Consider the following 20,085-nt stretch of genomic DNA (forward strand, 5'->3'; position numbering starts at 1 on the left):
TCTTCTAAATCCCCCTTAATCTTTTTTATTTTAATTTTTGAATTTCTTTTCTTAATATAATCATTTCTTTGATAAGATTTCTCTCGCTCATACAAGTCATTAAATGGTCTTGAGAGTGAATTAACAATATAGATATATCTGACTTATCTCCTCCAGCTTCTTTTTGTATAAGTTCAGTTTGTACTTTATGTGCCTTTAAAATTTCTTCGTTTGCACTTTCAATCAATTCATCTGCTTTTTTAAAATCGTTTTCCTTTGCACAACTAAGTGCTTCATAAAGCATGGATTTTGCATTTCCAGCGTGAATTATAATCTTTAAAACTATTTCTTCCATTTTTTCCTCCTAAGTTGCTTCTCTGCTTTTAGATAGTTTATATCTTACAAATATATAATATCGTATAAAAACAAAAAAACATGCACAACTTTTTCCATCACATGGAAAATTTTGTGCTTATTTACATCTCACTATGAATTTTAAATAAGAACATCTTTTATTTTTGATATATCACACTTACTTAGAGTATCCAACATACCTTCATCTTCTGTTAAACTAGATATTTCTTTAAATAACTCTCTAAATATTTTTCTATCATCATCCTTTTTGTAAGCTAATAAAAGTATAATATTTATATCTTTTCCATTTCTAATTTTTATTGGTGTCTTTAATCTTGCAAAACATAACACAGATTGCTTTATGTATTTCATATCTCCATGAGGAAATAGTATTCCTTTGCCAACATTGGTTGGATATGATTTTTCTCTTGTTATAATAGATTCTAAATACTCTTTTTCAGCATAATGCTTTTCAATTAACAAATTAGTTAGATATGTTATAGCTTCATAAATATCATCGTGTTCTAACTCTCTTATTAAATAATCAGACATCATTAATCTATTCATAAGCTTGTATGATGTATCTTTTTCTTTTATTTTATTTGTAAATTCCTTAAGTTTGTTTTCATCTTCATCAGTAAATAACGGCGTTGTTATGAAAATTGGCTTTTGAATATTTTCATATTCTTGAAATGCAATTATAAAGTCTATCATTTTATTGAAGTTGTCTCTTTTTAAATCTTCCTCTCTTAGAGTTTCAACAATTTCTATATTATCAAATCTCTTTTCTATTTTCACTTTTAATAACATACTTACCCCAAAACTAAATGGGCATACGATACTTGCTTTCTTATTTGATTCCCTCTTATTATATTTCCTTTCTAAAGATGTTTGAAAGTGGAGTGTAAGATAACCTATTTCATCTTCTGTTATTTGTTTTCCTTTTAATTCAATTCCTATTGAATTTGATATTACTGTGAATAAAAAGCAAAATTTAGTTTTTATATTATCTAAAAGTGGATTCTCCAAATATACATTACTTTTCATTTGGTGCATTGTAACATTTAAATGACATATTAATTGCTCATAAAGCAATATATCATTATTGAAATTTATTCCTGATTCTTCTGATACTAAATTTATAATTTTTTTTGTATATTCTACTAACTCTTCATTTAAATATAATGCTCTTTTAGTGTTACTACTATTTATTTGCTTATTCATACCAAATATTAAGGATTCTATAAACAATTTTTCTTCATGATTTAACACTATAGATAAATTAGATTTTAATTCATCTTCTATATCTAAAATAAGCATTTTTAATTTGAGCTCTTTCTTGTCATTTAATACCTCCAAAGAATTTCCTAATCTTATTCGTATTATATTTATAAGTAAAAACAACATTAATTGTCTGAATGATATATCTGTAAGTCTTATATCCATATTCTCTTCTATGGTAGACATTATATTTTTAACAACTATTATATCTACTATATGAAAATATTCTATTTCATCTATATTTAGCCTATATTTATCTATGTACTTAAACAAGAATGATACTAACATTACTCTTATGTCTTTCTCATCTCCTTCAATACATATACCACTGCCTTTTTTAGTTAATACATTTAAGTTATAATTATTTAATAACAATGATAATTTACTTATTTCTTCTCTGACAATATTTTTATTTATATATAATTTGTTAGATAAATCATTTAAGGTGATTTTCTTATTGTTACAAAGCAGTAAATTCAATATCTCAACTTGCTTATGTAGCTCACTATTTACTCTTTTAACTTCACCTCTTAACTTCTGATTTACTAGTATTTTATCTGTATCATCTCCACTAAATTTAACTCCTATGTTAGGTTTCCTTTTTATATAAGCATTACAGAAAGTAGATAACCAGTCATCAATATATTTGCAATCATTTCTTATTGTCCTTTCTGAACATTCAAAATCATTAGCAATCTCATTTACATTTATAAAATCTTTTTCTAATAGCAATGTCGTTAACAAGTTTTCCTGTCTTTTGTTCAAATATATCACCTCTTTATGACCTAATTTTAATTTATTATACACAAAAAAGAGCTACACATAAAAGTATTATGCTAGCTCTCTTTAATATGATATTTAGCTGACCTGGTTTTTGACCCCACACTCGCCTACTGGAGGGTTCGCTTGGGTTCGCCGCACTACTACTCTCTCTCGATTTTATTACCGGTAGGTCTTACTTCTAAGCCGCACCATGATCATTAACCCAATTTTTAGTGTTAACTTACGTGGATCCTTTTGCCTGCGACTGGCTTGGACTTTCAACCACAGACCTAAATATCACTTATTCATTTTAATATTTTAAATTAAAATTGTCAACATATAAGATTATTCCATAACATAATTATCACTTGCTCTTGTCAGTAGAGTCAATACAAATACCTTATTAGCACCAGATAACTTTAGAAGTTTAGAAATTTCATTTGTTGTCAAACCTGTAGTAAATATATCATCTATTAAAAGTAAATTTTTATCATTTATTAATTTTATATTTTCTTTAACTTCAAATACATTTTTTAGTTCTTCTTTTCTTTCTTTTTTGTTTAATTTATAGAGCATTCTTGTATATTTTTTTCTACTTATACAATCTAATAATGGAATATTAAGTATCTTACTTAAATTAGACGCTATTTTTTGTGCTTGATTAAAGCCTCTTTTGTTCAACCTTTTTTTATGAAGAGGAACAAATAGTATATAATCAAATTTCAAGTTTTCTAAATGCAACTTTTCTTTCATTATCTCAGCTATATACCTAGCCATAAATGTTTTCTGATTATATTTTAGCCCTAATACTATCTTTTTGGTTACATCATTATATTCAATACAGGATATAGATTTATCAAAATAAAAATCTTTATTAAAACAGTAACTACACTCTTCAAAAAACTCCTTTTCAATTGAATGATGTATTATTGGTTTTCCACATTTCATACAACCATCTTGTATAAAATTCATTTCATTAAAACAGCTTTTGCATATTGAATAAGTATTTGTTTTCTTTATGGATTTATCACAAATTATGCAACTTATATTCTCAGGATATATAAAATCCAGACATTTATTAATCATGTTTTGTAAACGCTTAATAAAATTATCATTTCATATTTTCATATTTATTCTATCAACAGCCCTTCTCGCTTAAATTTATTTAACTTATATCCTAAATTTGAATACCTTTGATTCACTCTATTATTTTTTATCATATATTCAAGATACTTTACATCTCCAACTAATACAACTAATTTTTTTGCTCTTGTTACAGCTGTATATAACAAATTACGGCTAAGTAACATAGGTGGAGCCCAAGTTATTGGTAATACTACAACTGGAAATTCACTTCCTTGACTTTTATGTATTGTTGTACAGAAACTATGGTCGATTTCATCTAATTCATCATATAGATAAGATACAATTTTAGTTTGGTCAAATAATACATATATGGTTTTCTTATCTTTATCTATGTGGTAGACATATCCAATGTCTCCATTATAGATGCCTTCTCCACTTTCTTTTTGGTCTTCTGTCTCCCATTTTTTTGTATAGTTATTTTTTACTTGCATTACTTTATCGCCAACTCTAAATAGTCTTTTAGAAAAACTTTCTTCAACTTTAAATTTTTCTTTTTTGTTAAGATACTTCTGTAACTCTATATTGAGATTAGTAACTCCTAACTCACCTTTTCTCATTGAAGATAAAACTTGTATATCTTTTAATTTATCAACTTTATAAAATTTAGGTAATCTTTCATTAACTAATCCTATTATTTCATTTAATATTTCTTCATTAGTAGATTTTCTTATAAAAAAGAAATCTTTCTCTTTTGTATTTAAATAAAGAGGTTCTCCATTGTTTATTTTATGAGCATTTACAATTATCATGCTCTCTTGTGCTTGTCTAAATATTTCATTTAATTTAACCACATTTATAATATTAGAATCAATCATATCTTTAAGTACATTTCCAGCTCCTACAGAAGGTAATTGGTCACTATCTCCAACCAAAATAACTCTTGTTCCTAATTTTATAGCTCTAAGCAAGTTGTACATTAAAATAATATCTACCATTGATACCTCATCAACAATGATTACATCTGAATTTATTGGGTCTTCTTCATCTTTGAAAAAAGTTAAATCATCATCTGTTGAGAAACCCATTTCCAACAATCTATGTATAGTTTTTGCTTCTTTATCAGAAGTTTCACTCATTCTCTTTGCTGCTCTTCCTGTAGGAGCTGCTAAGGTGACACTTTTACCATTATTCTCAAATATTTCTATGATAGAATTAATAGTGGTTGTCTTACCAGTTCCTGGACCACCAGTTATAATTAATACGCCACTATTAATAGATTCTTTGACTGCTAAAATTTGTTTTTCTGCTAGCTTGATTTTTTTATCTTCTTCCAAAATATTAATTTCACTATCTATATCTATTTTCAAGTCTTCGAATTCATACTGTGATAGTTTTACTATTTGGCTACATACTCCATTCTCAGCTAAGTAGTATGGCATAAGATATATAAGATTTTCATTGTTTACTTTCTCTATATGTATTTTTTGATTATAAACTAGCATCATTATGCACTCTTTTATTATTTCTCCTTTTAGCTCCAATAATTTTTCCGAATCTTGTATTAGGATATGCTCTGGTAAATATGTATGTCCATTGCTTAGAGATTTATTTAAAGTGTATAAAATTCCCTGACAAACTCTATCCTTGGAATTTTTATCTATACCAATTTTATTGGCTATACTGTCAGCCACCTTAAATCCAATTCCTCTTATATCTTCAGCAAGTTGATATGGATTTTTATTTATAACTTCTATTGCACTACTTTTATATTTCTTGTATATTTTTAGACAGTAATTTGGTGTTATTCCAAAAGGAGATAGTTCTATTATTATATTTCTCAGTTCTCTATCTTCTTCATAACTTTTTACTATTTGTTTTACCTTTTTACTCCCTATACCCTCTACTTCTTGTAGTCTCTCTGGTGAATTTTGTATGACATTTAGTGTATCTACACCAAATTTATCAATTATTCTCTTAGCCATTTTTTCACCAATACCATGTATCATTCCAGAAGATAAATAGACATAAATTCCTTCTAAGGATGAGGGTGTCACTGGCATAAAACTATTTACTTCAAACTGAGTACCATAAATCTTATGGTTTACCCATTTACCTTCAACTTCTATACTTTCTCCAGTTGCCAAAGTAGGCATACATCCTACAATTACAATTTCATCTTTTTCATTTACTAGATGAGCTATTGTATATCCATTGTCCTCATTTTTAAAGACTATTTCACTTATCATTCCTTCTAATTTTTCCATTTTTATCTCCTAAAAATACTAATACTCGCTCCTGTTAAGTCAGTATGTTTTATATGTCAAACTGTGATAGTTCTAGAAAAGTTTTTATATTTTTATACTTAACGTAATTTCCAACTATTATACATTTTATCAGAAACAAAAAAATTGTGCATCCAAAAATATGACACCTTAAAAAACAGGTGCCATATTTTAATAACTATTTTATTTTAATCACTTTATGTGTAAACTACAAATTAAATTTCATAAAATTATCCTAATACTAACTTATTTCAGATTTATTTTCCTTATATCCACTGGTCTTAGTAATTCTTCTATAAAGCATACATAGTAAAATTAAAATTCCCATGTAACCTGTATATGGATATAGAGTTCCTACTAGTTTATCAAATGGTAATAAGCCTCCTATACATGCTAATATACTTACTACTATTGTTATAATTCTAAATTTAGGATGGTCATCTTCTACAAATCTGTTAGTTACTGACCATAATAGTGGAACAGCTGTAGTGTATATTCCTAATAAAAGTACTACTGAGAATAAAACACCTATTATTGGAGATATTTTATCAGCTAAGTAAAGTGCTGGTATCTCTTTTGTATATATATTTCCTATGTCTGAAAGCAATGCTAGATTCATCATTATAGCTGCTGCCATAAGAGCTATTCCTCCTACTATACCACCCCATACAGCATCTTTTTTGTTTACTGCAGAAGAGCCCATTCCTGTTAAGAATGTGATTACTATAATTACATTATAACAAGTATAAAGCACACCTGAGAAATACCCACTTGATGTAGCAGTTTTAATGTTTAAACTATCAACCATAGCCCCAGCATTTGGTAAAGCATCAATATTACTACATAGACTAATAGCTCCTACTAAAAGTGTAAATATTATTATTATAGGACCTATATTACCTAGTATCTTAGAAAGTCTTGTTAGACCTAAAGAAACAGTTATTAGGGAAACGATTGCCATACCAATCCTACCTACATATGGATTTAATCCATAGTACTCTGATAATGTAGCTCCTGCCCCTGCAATCATTATTACTAGTGTTCCAAATAAGAACAATGGTCCAAACCATTCAAAGAATGTACCAAGATATTTTCCACAATATACTTGATAAATCTTTATTGGCTCCTTAAGTTTTAGCTCTCTTCCTTTATCTATAACTTCTGCTCCAAACCATGAAAATAATACCATAGATATTATTCCACCTATAATACCAGCATATCCATAAAACGTAAAAAATTGCAATATCTCTTGACCAGTTGCAAATCCAGAACCTATTACAGTAGCTACATAAGCTCCAGCAAAACTTATAACAGTTTTAATATTTACTTTTCCTGACATACACTACTCCCCCCTAATTAAAATAATTTTTAAAGTGTAAGTTTATTAAGATTATATTAGATGTATTGTTGTGATATTTCAATATATTTTCAATTATTTAACAGTAGTTAACACAATCTTAACCATTCTTTAACATATTTTCCATGATATGTACTGATTTAGTATAATATTAAAAAATATAATACACTAATCTAATTAAATACTGTTTATCTATTATATGATGGGAAATTAACATTTATTAAAAATATTTAATCTACAATAAAAAAACTGTTAGAATATAATCATAAAATTACATTCTAACAGTTTATTAATTAAAAATTATTCACCTAAGGCATCTTTTCTTAATTGCTCAACTTTGTCAATTTTTTCCCAAGGTAAATCTATATCAGTTCTACCAAAATGACCATAAGCAGCAACTTTTTTGTAAAGAGGCTTTCTTAAATCTAAGTCTCTTATTATAGCTCCTGGTCTTAAATCAAAGTGTTTTTCTACTAATTCAACAAGTTTTTCCTCTGAAACTTTACCTGTCCCAAAAGTATCTATGAATATAGACAACGGTCTAGCTATACCTATAGCGTATGCAAGTTCTATCTCGCATTTATCTGCAAGACCAGCTGCAACAATATTTTTAGCAACATATCTAGCTGCATAAGCAGCAGATCTATCAACTTTTGTAGGGTCTTTTCCTGAGAAAGCTCCTCCACCATGTCTAGAATATCCACCATAAGTATCTATTATTATTTTTCTTCCTGTAAGACCTGTATCTCCTTGAGGTCCTCCTATAACAAATCTTCCTGTTGGATTTATATAAATTTTAGTTTCTTCATCAAGTAATTCTGCTGGTATAACTGCTTTAATAACATGATTAATTATATCTTCTCTTATTTTATCATTTGATACTGTTTCACAATGTTGAGCTGATATAAGAACTGTATGTACTCTTACAGCTTTATTTCCTTCATATTCAACAGTAACTTGAGTTTTTCCATCTGGTCTTAAATAATCAACTATACCTGTCTTTCTAACTTCTGTAAGTCTTCTTGATAATTTATGAGCTAAAGATATTGGAAGTGGCATTAATTCTGGAGTCTCATTACATGCAAATCCAAACATTATTCCTTGGTCTCCAGCTCCGACTTTTTCTATTTCTTCTTCTATTTCTTCTCCAGTCTTACTTTCTAGACCTTCATCAACTCCCATAGCTATGTCTCCAGATTGCTCATCTATAGAAGTTATAACTGCACAAGTATCACAGTCGAATCCATATTTCGCTCTTGTATATCCAATTTCTTTTACTGTTTCTCTTACTAGTTTAGGAATATCTACATAAGCAGATGTACTTATTTCTCCTGCTACTAAAACTAATCCAGTCGTAACTGTAGTTTCACAAGCTACTCTAGATTGTGGGTCTTTTTCTAATAATGCATCTAATATTGAATCTGATATTTGGTCACATATCTTATCAGGATGTCCTTCTGTAACTGATTCTGACGTAAATAAATGTCTTGCCATTTTTATTCCCCCTTATACATTCTCAATTTTTATTATAGGTTTTACCTTATTTTTAATTTTAGAAATTTTACTCAAAATAAAAAACCTCTCCTTTATAAGAAGAGGTTAATAATCGTAATCGCATACTAATTAACTGACCTCATCTTTCAAGACTTTTGTCTTGTAGGAATTAGCACCTTTTCCCATTTGGGTGGTTGCTGGGCTTCACAGGGCCTATCCCTCAGCCGCTCTTGATAAGGTAATCAAGATTTAAGTTTTGTTTTACTTTACTAGCTTACTATTTTTTTAAAATTTTGTCAAGATTTTTAGTCATATTTTTCCCATTCCTTTTTTTGTAAGACAAATAAAATATTATCTCTATCTGAAATTTAAAGTTAGGTCTTTTTATTGTTTTTTATTCATATATTTTTTTGAAGGGGGTGTTCCTATTGTATTTAGCTAAAGTAAATTACAGCGATGATGATGTTATACAGATGCTAAGTTCAGTTCTAAAAACTATAATTAATGAAAATACGATTGTTGTTTGCATAGGAACAGACAGGGCTATAGGTGATACTTTAGGCCCTTTAGTTGGAACAATACTTAAGAACAGTAAATTTAAATACCCCGTTTACGGTACACTAGATAACCCTATTCACGCCTTAAATATATATGAGTCTTTAGATACTATAAAAAATACACATATACAAGGTAACTTCTTGGCTATAGATGCTTGCTTGGGGTCGCAGAGTAACATAGGTAATATACAAATTAGAGAAGGACCTATCCTGCCCGGAAAAGGTGTTGGCAAAAAACTACCTCAAATAGGAAATTATTCTATAGTAGGAATTGTAGATAAAATTGATGAAAATAATAGACTTTCATTTAATAATATACGTCTTAGCTTTATATTGGACTTAGCTGAAACAATAGCCTTAGCTTTATTAGTATCCACCTAAGTCCAATGTGAAGTAACTGATAAAATTTTTTATATAAAAAGGTAGATATTTTAGAGTATCTAATTGAATACTCCAAATTATCTACCTTTTTACTTTTATATTGTGAATTTTTACTTTTCCACCAAAGCGAACATTAATTCACCTTTACAGACAAGCTCATCACCAACATATGCCTTAGCATCTGCCTTAGCTATATTTCTTCTAAGAGTTGTCATTTCAACTTCCATAGTTAATGTGTCTCCTGGTCTTACTTCTCTCTTAATTCTAACCTTATCTATACCTGCAAATACACCTAATTTTCCTTTATTTTCATCTACAGACATCATTGCAACTCCACACACTTGTGCCAAAGCCTCTACTATCAATACTCCTGGCATCAATGGATATTCTGGAAAGTGACCTTGAAAAAATGGCTCATTCACTGTTACATTTTTTATACCAACAGCTCTTTTCCCAACTTCTAACTCTGTAATCTTGTCCACTAATAAAAATGGATATCTATGTGGTATTAATTTTTTTATTTCATCTATATTTAGCATTCTTAACTCTCCTAATTATTTTCTTCTAAAAGACCCACCTGTTTCAAGTAAGTCTATTGAACCCAAAGCTATTCCTGTCCCTTTTGCAACACAAGACAATGGCTCCTCTGCTATTGTAACAGTTATCCCTGTTCTTTGTTCTATTATTTTATCCAATCCGTATAATAATGAACCTCCACCAGTCATTATTATACCAACATCTCCTATATCTGCTGCTAATTCAGGGGGTGTTTTTTCTAAAACAGCATGAGTGGCAACTACTATTTGCTCAACACATTCTCTAAGTGCTTCTAGCATTTCTGTTGAATTTATAGTTATAGAACTAGGAAGCCCTGTAATTAAGTTTCTTCCTGTTATCTTCATATATTTTTCTTCTTCTCTCTTAAATGCAGAACCGATTTCAAACTTAATTTTCTCTGCTGTTCTTTCACCTATAAGAAGATTGTGTTGTTTTTTCATATACTTAACTATAGAATCATCAAATCTATCTCCACCAACTTTTATAGATTCACTTACAACAGCTCCTCCTAGAGATATTACGGCTATATCCACAGTCCCTCCACCAATATCTATAATCATATTACCATTAGGTTGTGATATGTCTACTCCAGCTCCTATGGCTGCTGCTATTGGTTCTTCTATGATATATACTTCTCTAGCTCCGGCTTGTCTAGTAGCATCCTCTACTGCTCTTTTTTCTACTTCTGTAACACCAGTTGGCACACATACCATAATTCTTGGCATGAAGAATCTTCCAAATCCTTTTTTATCAACTATCTTATCTATAAAAGATTTTAACATCTTCTCAGTTACATCATAATCCGAAATTACACCATCTCTTAAAGGTCTTATAGCAACTATATTACTTGGTGTTCTTCCTATCATTTTTTTAGCTTCTTCTCCCACAGCTAAAACAGAATCTGTCCTATTATCTATTGCTACAACAGATGGTTCTTCTAAAACGATTCCCTTACCACTAACATAAACAAGTACGTTTGCAGTACCTAAATCTATGCCTATATCAGCTCCAGCCATTTTTTCAACTCCTTCATTTATATATTAGATTATATTATAAGTCTACTTTAATACTCCTATAATAAAGCATATACAAAAAACTCGCTTTAATCAAGAGAAAATAAATGTTTTGAGGGTATTATTATTTTGCTATTTATAATTATTTAATATATTTATTACAATAATCTAATTCAATAAAAAAAGTAGGTTTTTAACCTACATTTTTTTATGTTCCTTCTCATACTTTAATTTAGTTGCTAATCCCCCTCTAATATGTCTCTCTGATTTATTCTTGTCTAGCACACTTTTAACTTCTTTGGCAAGGGATGGATTTATTTCCTTCAATCTTTCTGTAACATCCTTGTGAATTGTACTTTTACTTACTCCAAATGTCTTGGCGGTTTGTCTTACTGTAGTGTTTTTTTCAAGTATATATTTTGCTACCACTATGGCCCTTTCCTCTATATGAGATCTCAAAGATTACCCCCCTCACATAATAGCTTTAATGATATATATGTAAAAACACCAAAAAATATAACAAGCTTAACCAAATATGATTAAACTTGTTATACTTTTACTTAATTAGACTCATTGGGTCTATAGATTTCTCTCCATTATATGCCTCTAAGTGTACATGGATACCCTCTTCACTTTCTATTTGAGAAGTACTTCCTACAGTACCTAGAGATTGTCCTTCTGTTACCTTTTGTTCTTTTTTAACACTAACATTTTCATCTAAATTTGAATATACAACTACAATATTATTGTCACTTTTTATTTTTACTGATTTTCCATATTCTTCATCATCAAATACATCTACTACCATTCCGTTTAATAGAGATTTTATTTCTTTACCTTTAGTACAGCTAACATCTACACCTTTATGAGTCTCCCAGACATCTAGTGTTTTTGAATAACTAGGTTCTTTTTCTGAATATCCTCTTATTATTTTATCTCCAATGTAGTTTAATTTTGTTGTACTCGACTTATTTTCCTCTTTTGACTTAGCTTTTTCTAAGTTTTGTTTTGAATCTGTTGAAGTGGGAATAGCATCTTTCTTATCTTTTTCAATTAAATGTATTTCCTCTTCACTATCTTTATTAGCATTTTCTATCATGCCTTTATTAGAAGCTAATTTATCTACATTATTATTTGTAAACCAAACTCCACCTACTGCTAATAAACAAACACATACAAATAAAGATAAATAAAAACCATCTTTTTCTAATAGCTTTTTCTTCATTTTGCACCTCCAAATATATTTCTACATTTGGATTATTGACGTGTTTTTGGTATTTTATACAATTATTAGTATATATCTTTTATTTTTGTATCTGTGTAGTAATGTGATAATATATCATAATATTTATAGCCTTCTTCTGCCATTCCTTCTGCTCCCCACTGGCTCATACCAACACCATGACCATATCCTTTTACTACAAAATCTATGTATCCTTCTCCAAACTTTATGTCAAAATTTGCAGAGTTCAACTTAAAAACAGTTCTAATGTCTTTTCCAGTCAACTCTTTATTTCCTAGTTTTATTTTCTCTACAGTTCCTGCATCACTTCTTTGAGTTATTGAAACTTGTTTACTTAAATTATTTGCATCTATTACAATAGTACTATATGCTCTTCTAAGACTCTTGACAAAGTCTGTATTACTTATTTTAAGTGTGGATGCAAACTTAGGAGAATACTTATCATAAGGACTTTCTACAGATTTTAAATAAGGATATTTTGCAGAAAATACTTCTTCACTGTTTTCTGTTTTTCCTGAAGATGTAGAAAAGTAAAGAGGAAGTATTGCCTTATCACTATAAGTTATTATCTGTCCTTTAGTTCCTCCAACTGCTTCTTGGATTTTAGAGTATTTGTTCTTAATCCATTCTTCTCCATTTAACTTTTTGAGAGTAGCATAACTTTTGTATTCCTGACAGTGCTTATAGTCAGTACATACTACTGCATTTTTATGTTTACCTGATTGTCCATGCTCTTGCTTATATACTACATATGTTCTAGCTGCCACAGCTTGAGCTTTTAAAGCTTCTATGTCAAAATCTGAAGACATCTCACCAGCTATCACTCCACATAAATAATTTTCCATGTCCATTTTTTCAGTTTTTCCTGTTATATGATTGTACACATTGATGATTGGTGTTTTTTTATTTACAGTTTCATAGTTCACTATCTTTTTTTCTTCTTCATTACTTTCTTCTTTAATATCGCTTTTTTTAATAGTTTTGTTTATAGAAACTGACTTCTCTGGTTTTTCAGTTAGTTCTACATTTTTATAAGAAACTAAAGTTATAAGTGATGGAACTAACACAGAACAAGTCACGAAACCTAACAAAACAACCAATGGGTTCTTCATATACTCTCCTCCTTAGCTTTTAAAACCTTGTATTTAAGTATATGAACAACCCTATTAATTTATAACTTTCTTCTCTAAACCAATTATTAATCTTCTACTATTTCGATTCGACCACCTAATGCTGTTATCTTCTTATCTATATCAACATAACCTCTTTGAATATGGTATATTTCTCCTATTTGAGTTTCTCCTTCTGCTATAAGACCACATAAAATAAGTGCTGCACCTGCTCTTAAATCAGTAGCATTTACTGCTGCACCATGTAATTCATCTACACCATTAACAACAGCACTTCTTCCATCTATTTTTATATTAGCTCCCATTCTATTAAACTCTGCAACATGCATAAATCTATTTTCAAAAACAGTTTCTATAACTACACCAGTTCCATTTGCTACAGTAAGCATAGCCATAAATTGTGCTTGAACATCTGTAGGAAACCCTGGATGTGGTAAAGTCTTTATATCTATTGGTTTTAACACCTTTGGACCCACTACTCTAACAGAATTGTCCATCTCTGTAATTTCACAACCAGCTTCTCTTAATTTAGCTACAACTGGCTTTAAATGCTCCATTAAAACATTTTCAACAGTTATATCACCTTTTGTCATAGCTGCTGCAACCATATAAGTTGCTGCTTCTATTCTATCTGGAATTACATTATGTTCTGCTCCTTTTAGCTCTTTAACACCTTTTATCTTTATAGTGTTAGTACCTGCACCTTTAACATCTGCTCCCATTTCATTCAAAAAGTTTGCTAAATCTACTATCTCTGGCTCTTCTGCTGCGTTTTCTATTATTGTAGTACCTTCTGCTAAAGAAGCCGCCATCATTATATTTTCAGTTGCTCCAACAGATGGGAAATCTAGATATAATTTATTTCCTACTAATTTTTCTGTTGCTGCTTCAACAAATCCATGGTCCATCTCTATGTTTGCACCTAAAGCTTTAAATCCTTTTAAATGTAAATCTATAGGTCTTGTTCCTATAGCACATCCTCCTGGCATAGAAATTTTTGTACTATTAAATCTAGCAAGTAATGGTCCCATAACCAAAAAAGAAGCTCTCATCTTTCTTACAAGCTCATATGGAGCTTCACAAGTCTTTATATTACTTGCATCAACAGTAAGTGTATTTTCTTTATATTCAACCTCTGCTCCTACATGTCTTAATAAATCTGATATAACATGAACATCTCTTAAATTTGGTACTCCATTCAATGTTGATTTTCCGTTCGCTAATAAAGTCGCTGCTATTATTGGTAAAACTGCATTTTTTGCACCATCTATTTTAACACTACCTTTAAGTGGATTACTCTTTTTTACTATTATCTTAGCCATATTTTTTGATCTCCTCATAATTAATAATCTAATTTTATAATTGGTGTGGCAATATATATGAGTGTTTTTCCTTCATCCTCATTATATCTAATTCCTATATTTAAATTAATTTTTTCCCCTAAATATTCTAAATCATCATCATTTAATACTTTACTATATGCTGTTACTGATAAAAAGTTTACGTCTTTAACTTTATCTATTTGCTTAGCATTCATATTATATAATATTTTTTGTAAAATATCATCATATTTGTTGTTTTGTAACCTTTTTGTGTATTCTCCAACAATACAAGCAGACACATCTACTTGAGATGAATATTTATTTAACACATTTTCTACGTTACTATAAATATCCTCTTTATGTTTATATACTTTGTTATCCAATATGTCAACTATTATGTAACTTTCTTTATTATTTTTATTTATTCCTTTTATGGAAATTTCTTTATCGCTACCTTTTATAGTAGCACATAATTGCATTTTATCGCCATACCCTTTTTGATTCCAATTTATTCCTTTTCCATCTAGCTTTAGATTGTTAATTATTTCTATAAAAATATTACGAAATTCTTTATTTGATAAATTATAATTTATAACAGAATTAATTTTAACATTATAAAATTTAAAGTCTGCTTCCGAAATTTCAAGTGCATTAGTTAATTTATTATACCTAGTATTTATACTTGTATCTGCATAAGATATCGTCATCCCTATAGTCATTAATATAAAAAAGCATATAGCTAATTTTATCCTTTTCATAATAAAAAATCCCCCTTAAATATGTTTTTCCTTATAACAGAATTATTAACAAATTTAAGAGAGATATACTTTCTCAATAGGTATTTTTATGCATTTTGCAATTTTATATTCATTAAATGTTTCTCAAACTCTTTGATACCAATTCTTTCTAATACTTTACTTATTCTTTCTCCTGGACTTGCTAATTGTTTATATGTATTAAATACATCTTGAACTAATTCTTCTATATTATCTTCTGTATACAGATTACTAAGTCTGTCTCCAAATCTATAACCTCTTCCCATTCTACCACCAAGATAAACAGCTAATCCTTTTTTATCAACTTCCATAGCTCCAAATGGACATACCTGAGCACATTTTCCACAATTTACACACTCTTCTTTATTCCACACTAGTTTCTTATTTTCCATATATACTGATTTTTGTCTACAAGATGATGTACATAATCCACAATTTTTACATTTATCTTCATTAAATTTTACATATACTTGCCCTACAATACCTACATCATTAGTATTCGCTTTTGCACAATTGTTTGGACATCCAACTAGAGTAATCTTAGTTTTAGATGGTAAATCATATCCAAAATATAAATCATGTAACTTTCCACATAATTCTTGTGTATCATATATTCCATGTTGACATACAGTACCTTTACATGCAACTAGTGGTCTTACTTTCTTTCCTGTACCACCATGTTCTAAACCTACAGTTTTTAAATCGTCTTTTATTGAATCTATATCTTCATATTTTATCCATGGTATTTCCACAGCTAGTCTAGTAGTAACACCCAAATAACCTCTACCATATTTCTCAGATAACTTTGACAAGTTAATAAGTTGTTCTGCTGTAAAGTTTCCAGCTCTACTTAATATTCTTATTGAGAAATATCCTTCTTGACTTTGAGCCAATATCCCCTCAGCTTTCAACTTTGCTTTTTCATCTTTGCTAATCATCTCTTACACCTCATAATATAAATTTATAATTCTATACTGCTAATAATATGTTTAAATAAGTCTATATTTATATAATCATATTCTAACTCTGTTTATATTTTAAAACATAACAAAGGTATATTCAACTTATTAAAGAGAATACACCTTTATGTTAAGTAATTCTATTGTACTTTAAAAGGCTCTATTTATATGCTCCAACTTCAATTTGATTTGAGTTATCAAGACTCCATCCCATCCATCCATCACTATAAAGAGATGTTTCTTCAACACCCATTACATTTGCATATGTTAATACCTCAGCAGCACGCCATCCACTTCCACACATGAATATAAGCTGTTTATTCACATCTATACTTTCTTTATTCCACATTTCTAAAATCTCATATTTATTTCTCATTGTGTCATCAATATTACGATATTCTTCTAGTGAAACACTATCACTACCTGAATGCCCATATAAAGCCCCTGGTACACGTCCCTTTTTATCATAATATGTATATCCAGATATTTTACCTATATGCTCATCCCAAGTACGAATATCTACTAATGCACATTTATTTCTTTCTTTTAGTCTTTGCTTTAATTGAGATGTTGTAACAATTAATTGCGGGTTGACTGGAATATTTGCTCCAAAATTAGTGCATGAATGCCTTGAGTTACTAGTAAATTCTAATTCATATCCTGCTGATATCCATGAATTTATTCCACCATTTAAAACCCTTACATCTCTTACTCCTATATATCTTAATATAACAGCTAGTCTATAAGATGCCATAGTTGTACTGCTTGAAACTATTACAGTATCATCCTTCGTAAATCCATAATTTAATGCAAACTGAGTCAGATTATTATCATTGTCTAGCATCCATGTTGGAGGTGGTTCTATAATATCAGTATTTATATGAACACTTGTAGGTATATGACCTTTCGCATACGATTCTTTTTCTTCTCCCCAACTTGCTTCAATCATTTTTATATGTTTGGAATTTTCAAATGTCTCTGGTATTCCCCCATCCAGTATTTCTTTTATTATAGAAGCTGGTACTATCATTTGATAATTTTTATACCTTTCCATTGGAAGATTCTCATTCTCTGCCCATTGATTAACATCATATTTATATAAATACTTATATCCCTTTTTAAACAAATACTCTGCTACAAGTAAAGCATCTTTTCCATTGGCATCATATAATACTATATTTTTATTTAAATCAATTCCCTTAGTTCTCAGTGCTTGCTCTAGTACTTCATCTTTTTTATCTGAGTATACACTTAACCAATTAGCAGAGAAATCTACAGCACCTTTTATATGTCCTCCTCTTTTTACTCCATCTAACTTCCATCCATTATATGCATCATTTAAACGAGTATCAACTACAATCCAAGATTTATCTTGTATTTTTTCTTGTAAAATTTCAGTAGAAATTGATTCAAGATTAATAAAAAAATCTTCTTTATTTTTCTTTTTAAAATCATCCGACATAATTTATTCTCCTATTTATAATATTTTTTTATTTGAAATTATTTCATTAAATTAAAACTGTTTTCTCATAAAGTATTAAATTAATTATAACAAAAAAACATGCTTAATTCTTATAAAAAAGCTCATCCTATAAAATACAAACAATAGAATGAGCTTTTTAATAAATATTATCTATTTAATTTTTAATATATTTTTATTCAACTGTTACTGATTTAGCTAGATTTCTTGGTTTATCAACATCGCATCCTCTTAATACAGAAACATGGTAAGCAAGTAATTGCATTGGTACAACTGCTAATATAGGAGATAAAATATCATCTGAATTTGGTATATAGATTATTCTATCAGCAGCTTTCTCAACATCCTTATTGTGACTTTGAGCTATAGCTACCACATAAGCACCTCTTGCTCTTACTTCCTCCATATTAGAAACCATTTTTTCAAATAATTTTTCTTGAGTAGCTATAGCAATTACAGGAGTTCCTTTTTCTATTAAAGCTATTGTTCCATGCTTTAATTCTCCTGCTGCAAAAGCTTCTGCATGTATATATGAAATCTCTTTTAATTTTAATGAACCTTCCATTGCTAAACTATAATCTATTCCTCTTCCTAAATAGAATGCATGATCAGAACTCACAACTGTTTTAGCAATTTCTTTTATATATTCTTCGTTATCTAGTATTTCTTGTATCTTTGATGGTATTTCTTTCATCTTAGAAATCATACTATCATAAAATTCTCTATTTATTGTTCCTTTCTTAATAGCAAAGTCTAGAGCTATCATATATAGAGAAGTTATTTGAGTAGTATATGCCTTAGTTGATGCAACGGCTACTTCAGGACCTGCCCAAGTATAGAAAACATCATCTGATTCTCTAGCTATAGATGAACCTACAACATTAGTTATAGAAAGTATTCTTGCTCCTTTAGCCTTTGAGTCTCTTAATACTGCTAAAGTATCTGCTGTTTCACCAGATTGACTAACTAATATTACTAATGAATTTTCATCTACAAATGGGTCACTATATCTAAACTCTGATGCTATATCAGTTATTACTGGTATATTTACAAATTTTTCTATAGCATACTTACCAAGTAATCCAGCATTATATGCTGTTCCACAAGCCACTATATAAACTTTATTTATTTTATCTAAATCTTCTTTAGAAATATTTATACTATCTAAAACTATGCTTCCATTGTCATCAAGTCTTCTTTCTAGCGTTTCTCTAACACCTGTTGGTTGCTCATGAATTTCTTTTGACATAAAGTAATCATATCCACCTTTAGATGCAGCCTCTACATCCCAAGTTACATGGAATACTTCTTTTTCTACTAGATTTCTATTAGAATCATAAACTGTTACGTTCTCATCTTTTAGATGAACTATTTCTCCATTTTCTAAGAAATAAACATCTCTAGTGTATTTTAATAAGGCAGGTATATCTGACGCTATAAAGTTTTCTCCTTCACCAACACCAACTACAAGAGGACTATCTTTTCTTACTGCAACTAGTTCATTTCCATGTTCTTTACAGATAACACCTAGTGCATAAGCTCCTCTTAATTTTGATATAGTTTTGTATACAGCATCTAATAAATTACCTTCATAATATTTATCTACTAAATGTGCTATTACTTCTGTATCTGTCTGAGATTCAAATTTAACACCTTCAGAGATTAACTCCTCTTTTATTTCCATATAATTTTCTATTATCCCATTATGAACAACTGCTATTGTTTTAGCTTGATTAAAATGAGGATGAGAGTTTACATCAGATGGTTCTCCATGAGTTGCCCATCTTGTATGCCCTATTCCCAAATTTCCATCAATAGGATTCTTTTCTAAATCCTCTGCCAATACAGAAAGTCTACCTTTAAATTTTCTGATATCAAGCTCTTCTCCATTAGAATTATTAACTGCTACTCCTGCAGAGTCATAACCTCTGTACTCTAGCTTAGAAAGTCCTTCTACTATAACTTCTGCTGCCTTTCTACTTCCTAAATATCCAACTATTCCACACATTATTTGTGTCCTCCTAAAAAATATTATTTATATATTTTAAGAGTTAGGTCATATAAGTTTACT

The 20,085-nt window shown here is 29.3% G+C and carries 17 protein-coding genes and 1 riboswitch; of the genes, 1 reads left to right on the forward strand and 16 read right to left on the reverse strand.

All coding sequences use genetic code 11. The features are described 5' to 3' along the window. Nucleotides 1-25: 25 nt before the first annotated feature. The 6 genes from Q3223_RS11765 to metK form a co-directional block, all read right to left on the reverse strand. The gene (locus Q3223_RS11765) at nucleotides 26-334 is read right to left on the reverse strand and encodes a PTS lactose/cellobiose transporter subunit IIA (RefSeq protein ID WP_054268712.1); all 309 of its coding nucleotides are present in this window, start codon (nucleotides 332-334) and stop codon (nucleotides 26-28) included. Between the two features lie 140 nt (nucleotides 335-474). Further along, on the reverse strand, nucleotides 475-2,388 hold the full coding sequence (locus tag Q3223_RS11770) for a PTS sugar transporter subunit IIA (RefSeq protein WP_074179954.1): 1,914 nt from the start codon (nucleotides 2,386-2,388) through the stop codon (nucleotides 475-477). Between the two features lie 333 nt (nucleotides 2,389-2,721). Beyond that, nucleotides 2,722-3,462 carry a ComF family protein gene (locus Q3223_RS11775; RefSeq protein ID WP_235626697.1) on the reverse strand — a complete coding sequence of 247 codons (741 nt, stop codon included), beginning with the start codon at nucleotides 3,460-3,462 and terminating at the stop codon, nucleotides 2,722-2,724. A 44-nt stretch (nucleotides 3,463-3,506) separates the two neighbouring features. Next, on the reverse strand, nucleotides 3,507-5,726 hold the full coding sequence (locus Q3223_RS11780; RefSeq protein ID WP_223153382.1) for an ATP-dependent RecD-like DNA helicase: 2,220 nt from the start codon (nucleotides 5,724-5,726) through the stop codon (nucleotides 3,507-3,509). 259 nt (nucleotides 5,727-5,985) lie between these two features. Continuing rightward, nucleotides 5,986-7,083, reverse strand: a complete 1,098-nt coding sequence (locus Q3223_RS11785) for a hypothetical protein (RefSeq protein ID WP_054268708.1) — start codon at nucleotides 7,081-7,083, stop codon at nucleotides 5,986-5,988. A gap of 318 nt (nucleotides 7,084-7,401) precedes the next feature. Then, nucleotides 7,402-8,595, reverse strand: coding sequence for a methionine adenosyltransferase (gene metK, locus Q3223_RS11790; protein ID WP_054268707.1), 1,194 nt, complete (start codon nucleotides 8,593-8,595; stop codon nucleotides 7,402-7,404). A 136-nt stretch (nucleotides 8,596-8,731) separates the two neighbouring features. Next, a riboswitch (SAM riboswitch) is annotated at nucleotides 8,732-8,835 on the reverse strand. A 188-nt stretch (nucleotides 8,836-9,023) separates the two neighbouring features. Between metK and yyaC the strand changes: the two genes are divergently transcribed. Further along, a complete protein-coding gene (yyaC, locus tag Q3223_RS11795; protein ID WP_161803358.1) occupies nucleotides 9,024-9,533 on the forward strand; it encodes a spore protease YyaC in 510 nt (169 codons plus the stop codon). Between the two features lie 110 nt (nucleotides 9,534-9,643). Here yyaC and fabZ read toward each other — a convergent pair whose 3' ends face one another. From fabZ to glmS, 10 genes are all read right to left on the reverse strand, one after another. Next, a complete protein-coding gene (gene fabZ / locus Q3223_RS11800) occupies nucleotides 9,644-10,072 on the reverse strand; it encodes a 3-hydroxyacyl-ACP dehydratase FabZ (RefSeq protein WP_054268706.1) in 429 nt (142 codons plus the stop codon). 15 nt (nucleotides 10,073-10,087) lie between these two features. Continuing rightward, a complete protein-coding gene (mreB, locus tag Q3223_RS11805) occupies nucleotides 10,088-11,107 on the reverse strand; it encodes a rod shape-determining protein MreB (RefSeq protein WP_021382530.1) in 1,020 nt (339 codons plus the stop codon). A gap of 195 nt (nucleotides 11,108-11,302) precedes the next feature. Next, nucleotides 11,303-11,563, reverse strand: a complete 261-nt coding sequence (gene spoIIID / locus Q3223_RS11810; protein ID WP_044212029.1) for a sporulation transcriptional regulator SpoIIID — start codon at nucleotides 11,561-11,563, stop codon at nucleotides 11,303-11,305. A 97-nt stretch (nucleotides 11,564-11,660) separates the two neighbouring features. Further along, nucleotides 11,661-12,329, reverse strand: a complete 669-nt coding sequence (locus Q3223_RS11815) for a M23 family metallopeptidase (protein WP_054268705.1) — start codon at nucleotides 12,327-12,329, stop codon at nucleotides 11,661-11,663. Between the two features lie 65 nt (nucleotides 12,330-12,394). Continuing rightward, on the reverse strand, nucleotides 12,395-13,459 hold the full coding sequence (spoIID, locus tag Q3223_RS11820) for a stage II sporulation protein D (protein ID WP_054268704.1): 1,065 nt from the start codon (nucleotides 13,457-13,459) through the stop codon (nucleotides 12,395-12,397). Nucleotides 13,460-13,545: 86 nt separating this feature from the next. Continuing rightward, a complete protein-coding gene (gene murA, locus Q3223_RS11825; RefSeq protein ID WP_054268703.1) occupies nucleotides 13,546-14,799 on the reverse strand; it encodes a UDP-N-acetylglucosamine 1-carboxyvinyltransferase in 1,254 nt (417 codons plus the stop codon). Nucleotides 14,800-14,819: 20 nt separating this feature from the next. Beyond that, the gene (locus Q3223_RS11830; RefSeq protein ID WP_054268702.1) at nucleotides 14,820-15,557 is read right to left on the reverse strand and encodes a YwmB family TATA-box binding protein; all 738 of its coding nucleotides are present in this window, start codon (nucleotides 15,555-15,557) and stop codon (nucleotides 14,820-14,822) included. 86 nt (nucleotides 15,558-15,643) lie between these two features. Next, nucleotides 15,644-16,513, reverse strand: a complete 870-nt coding sequence (locus Q3223_RS11835; RefSeq protein WP_074179928.1) for a 4Fe-4S binding protein — start codon at nucleotides 16,511-16,513, stop codon at nucleotides 15,644-15,646. A gap of 181 nt (nucleotides 16,514-16,694) precedes the next feature. Continuing rightward, a complete protein-coding gene (locus Q3223_RS11840) occupies nucleotides 16,695-17,996 on the reverse strand; it encodes a rhodanese-like domain-containing protein (protein WP_054268700.1) in 1,302 nt (433 codons plus the stop codon). Between the two features lie 193 nt (nucleotides 17,997-18,189). Further along, complete coding sequence (gene glmS, locus Q3223_RS11845) at nucleotides 18,190-20,022, reverse strand: glutamine--fructose-6-phosphate transaminase (isomerizing) (RefSeq protein WP_074179926.1); 1,833 nt, start codon at nucleotides 20,020-20,022, stop codon at nucleotides 18,190-18,192. Between the last annotated feature and the right edge of the window lie 63 nt (nucleotides 20,023-20,085).

Origin of the sequence: Clostridioides sp. GD02367 (genome assembly GCF_045900275.1) — a bacterium.
GTDB lineage: Bacteria > Bacillota > Clostridia > Peptostreptococcales > Peptostreptococcaceae > Clostridioides > Clostridioides difficile_A.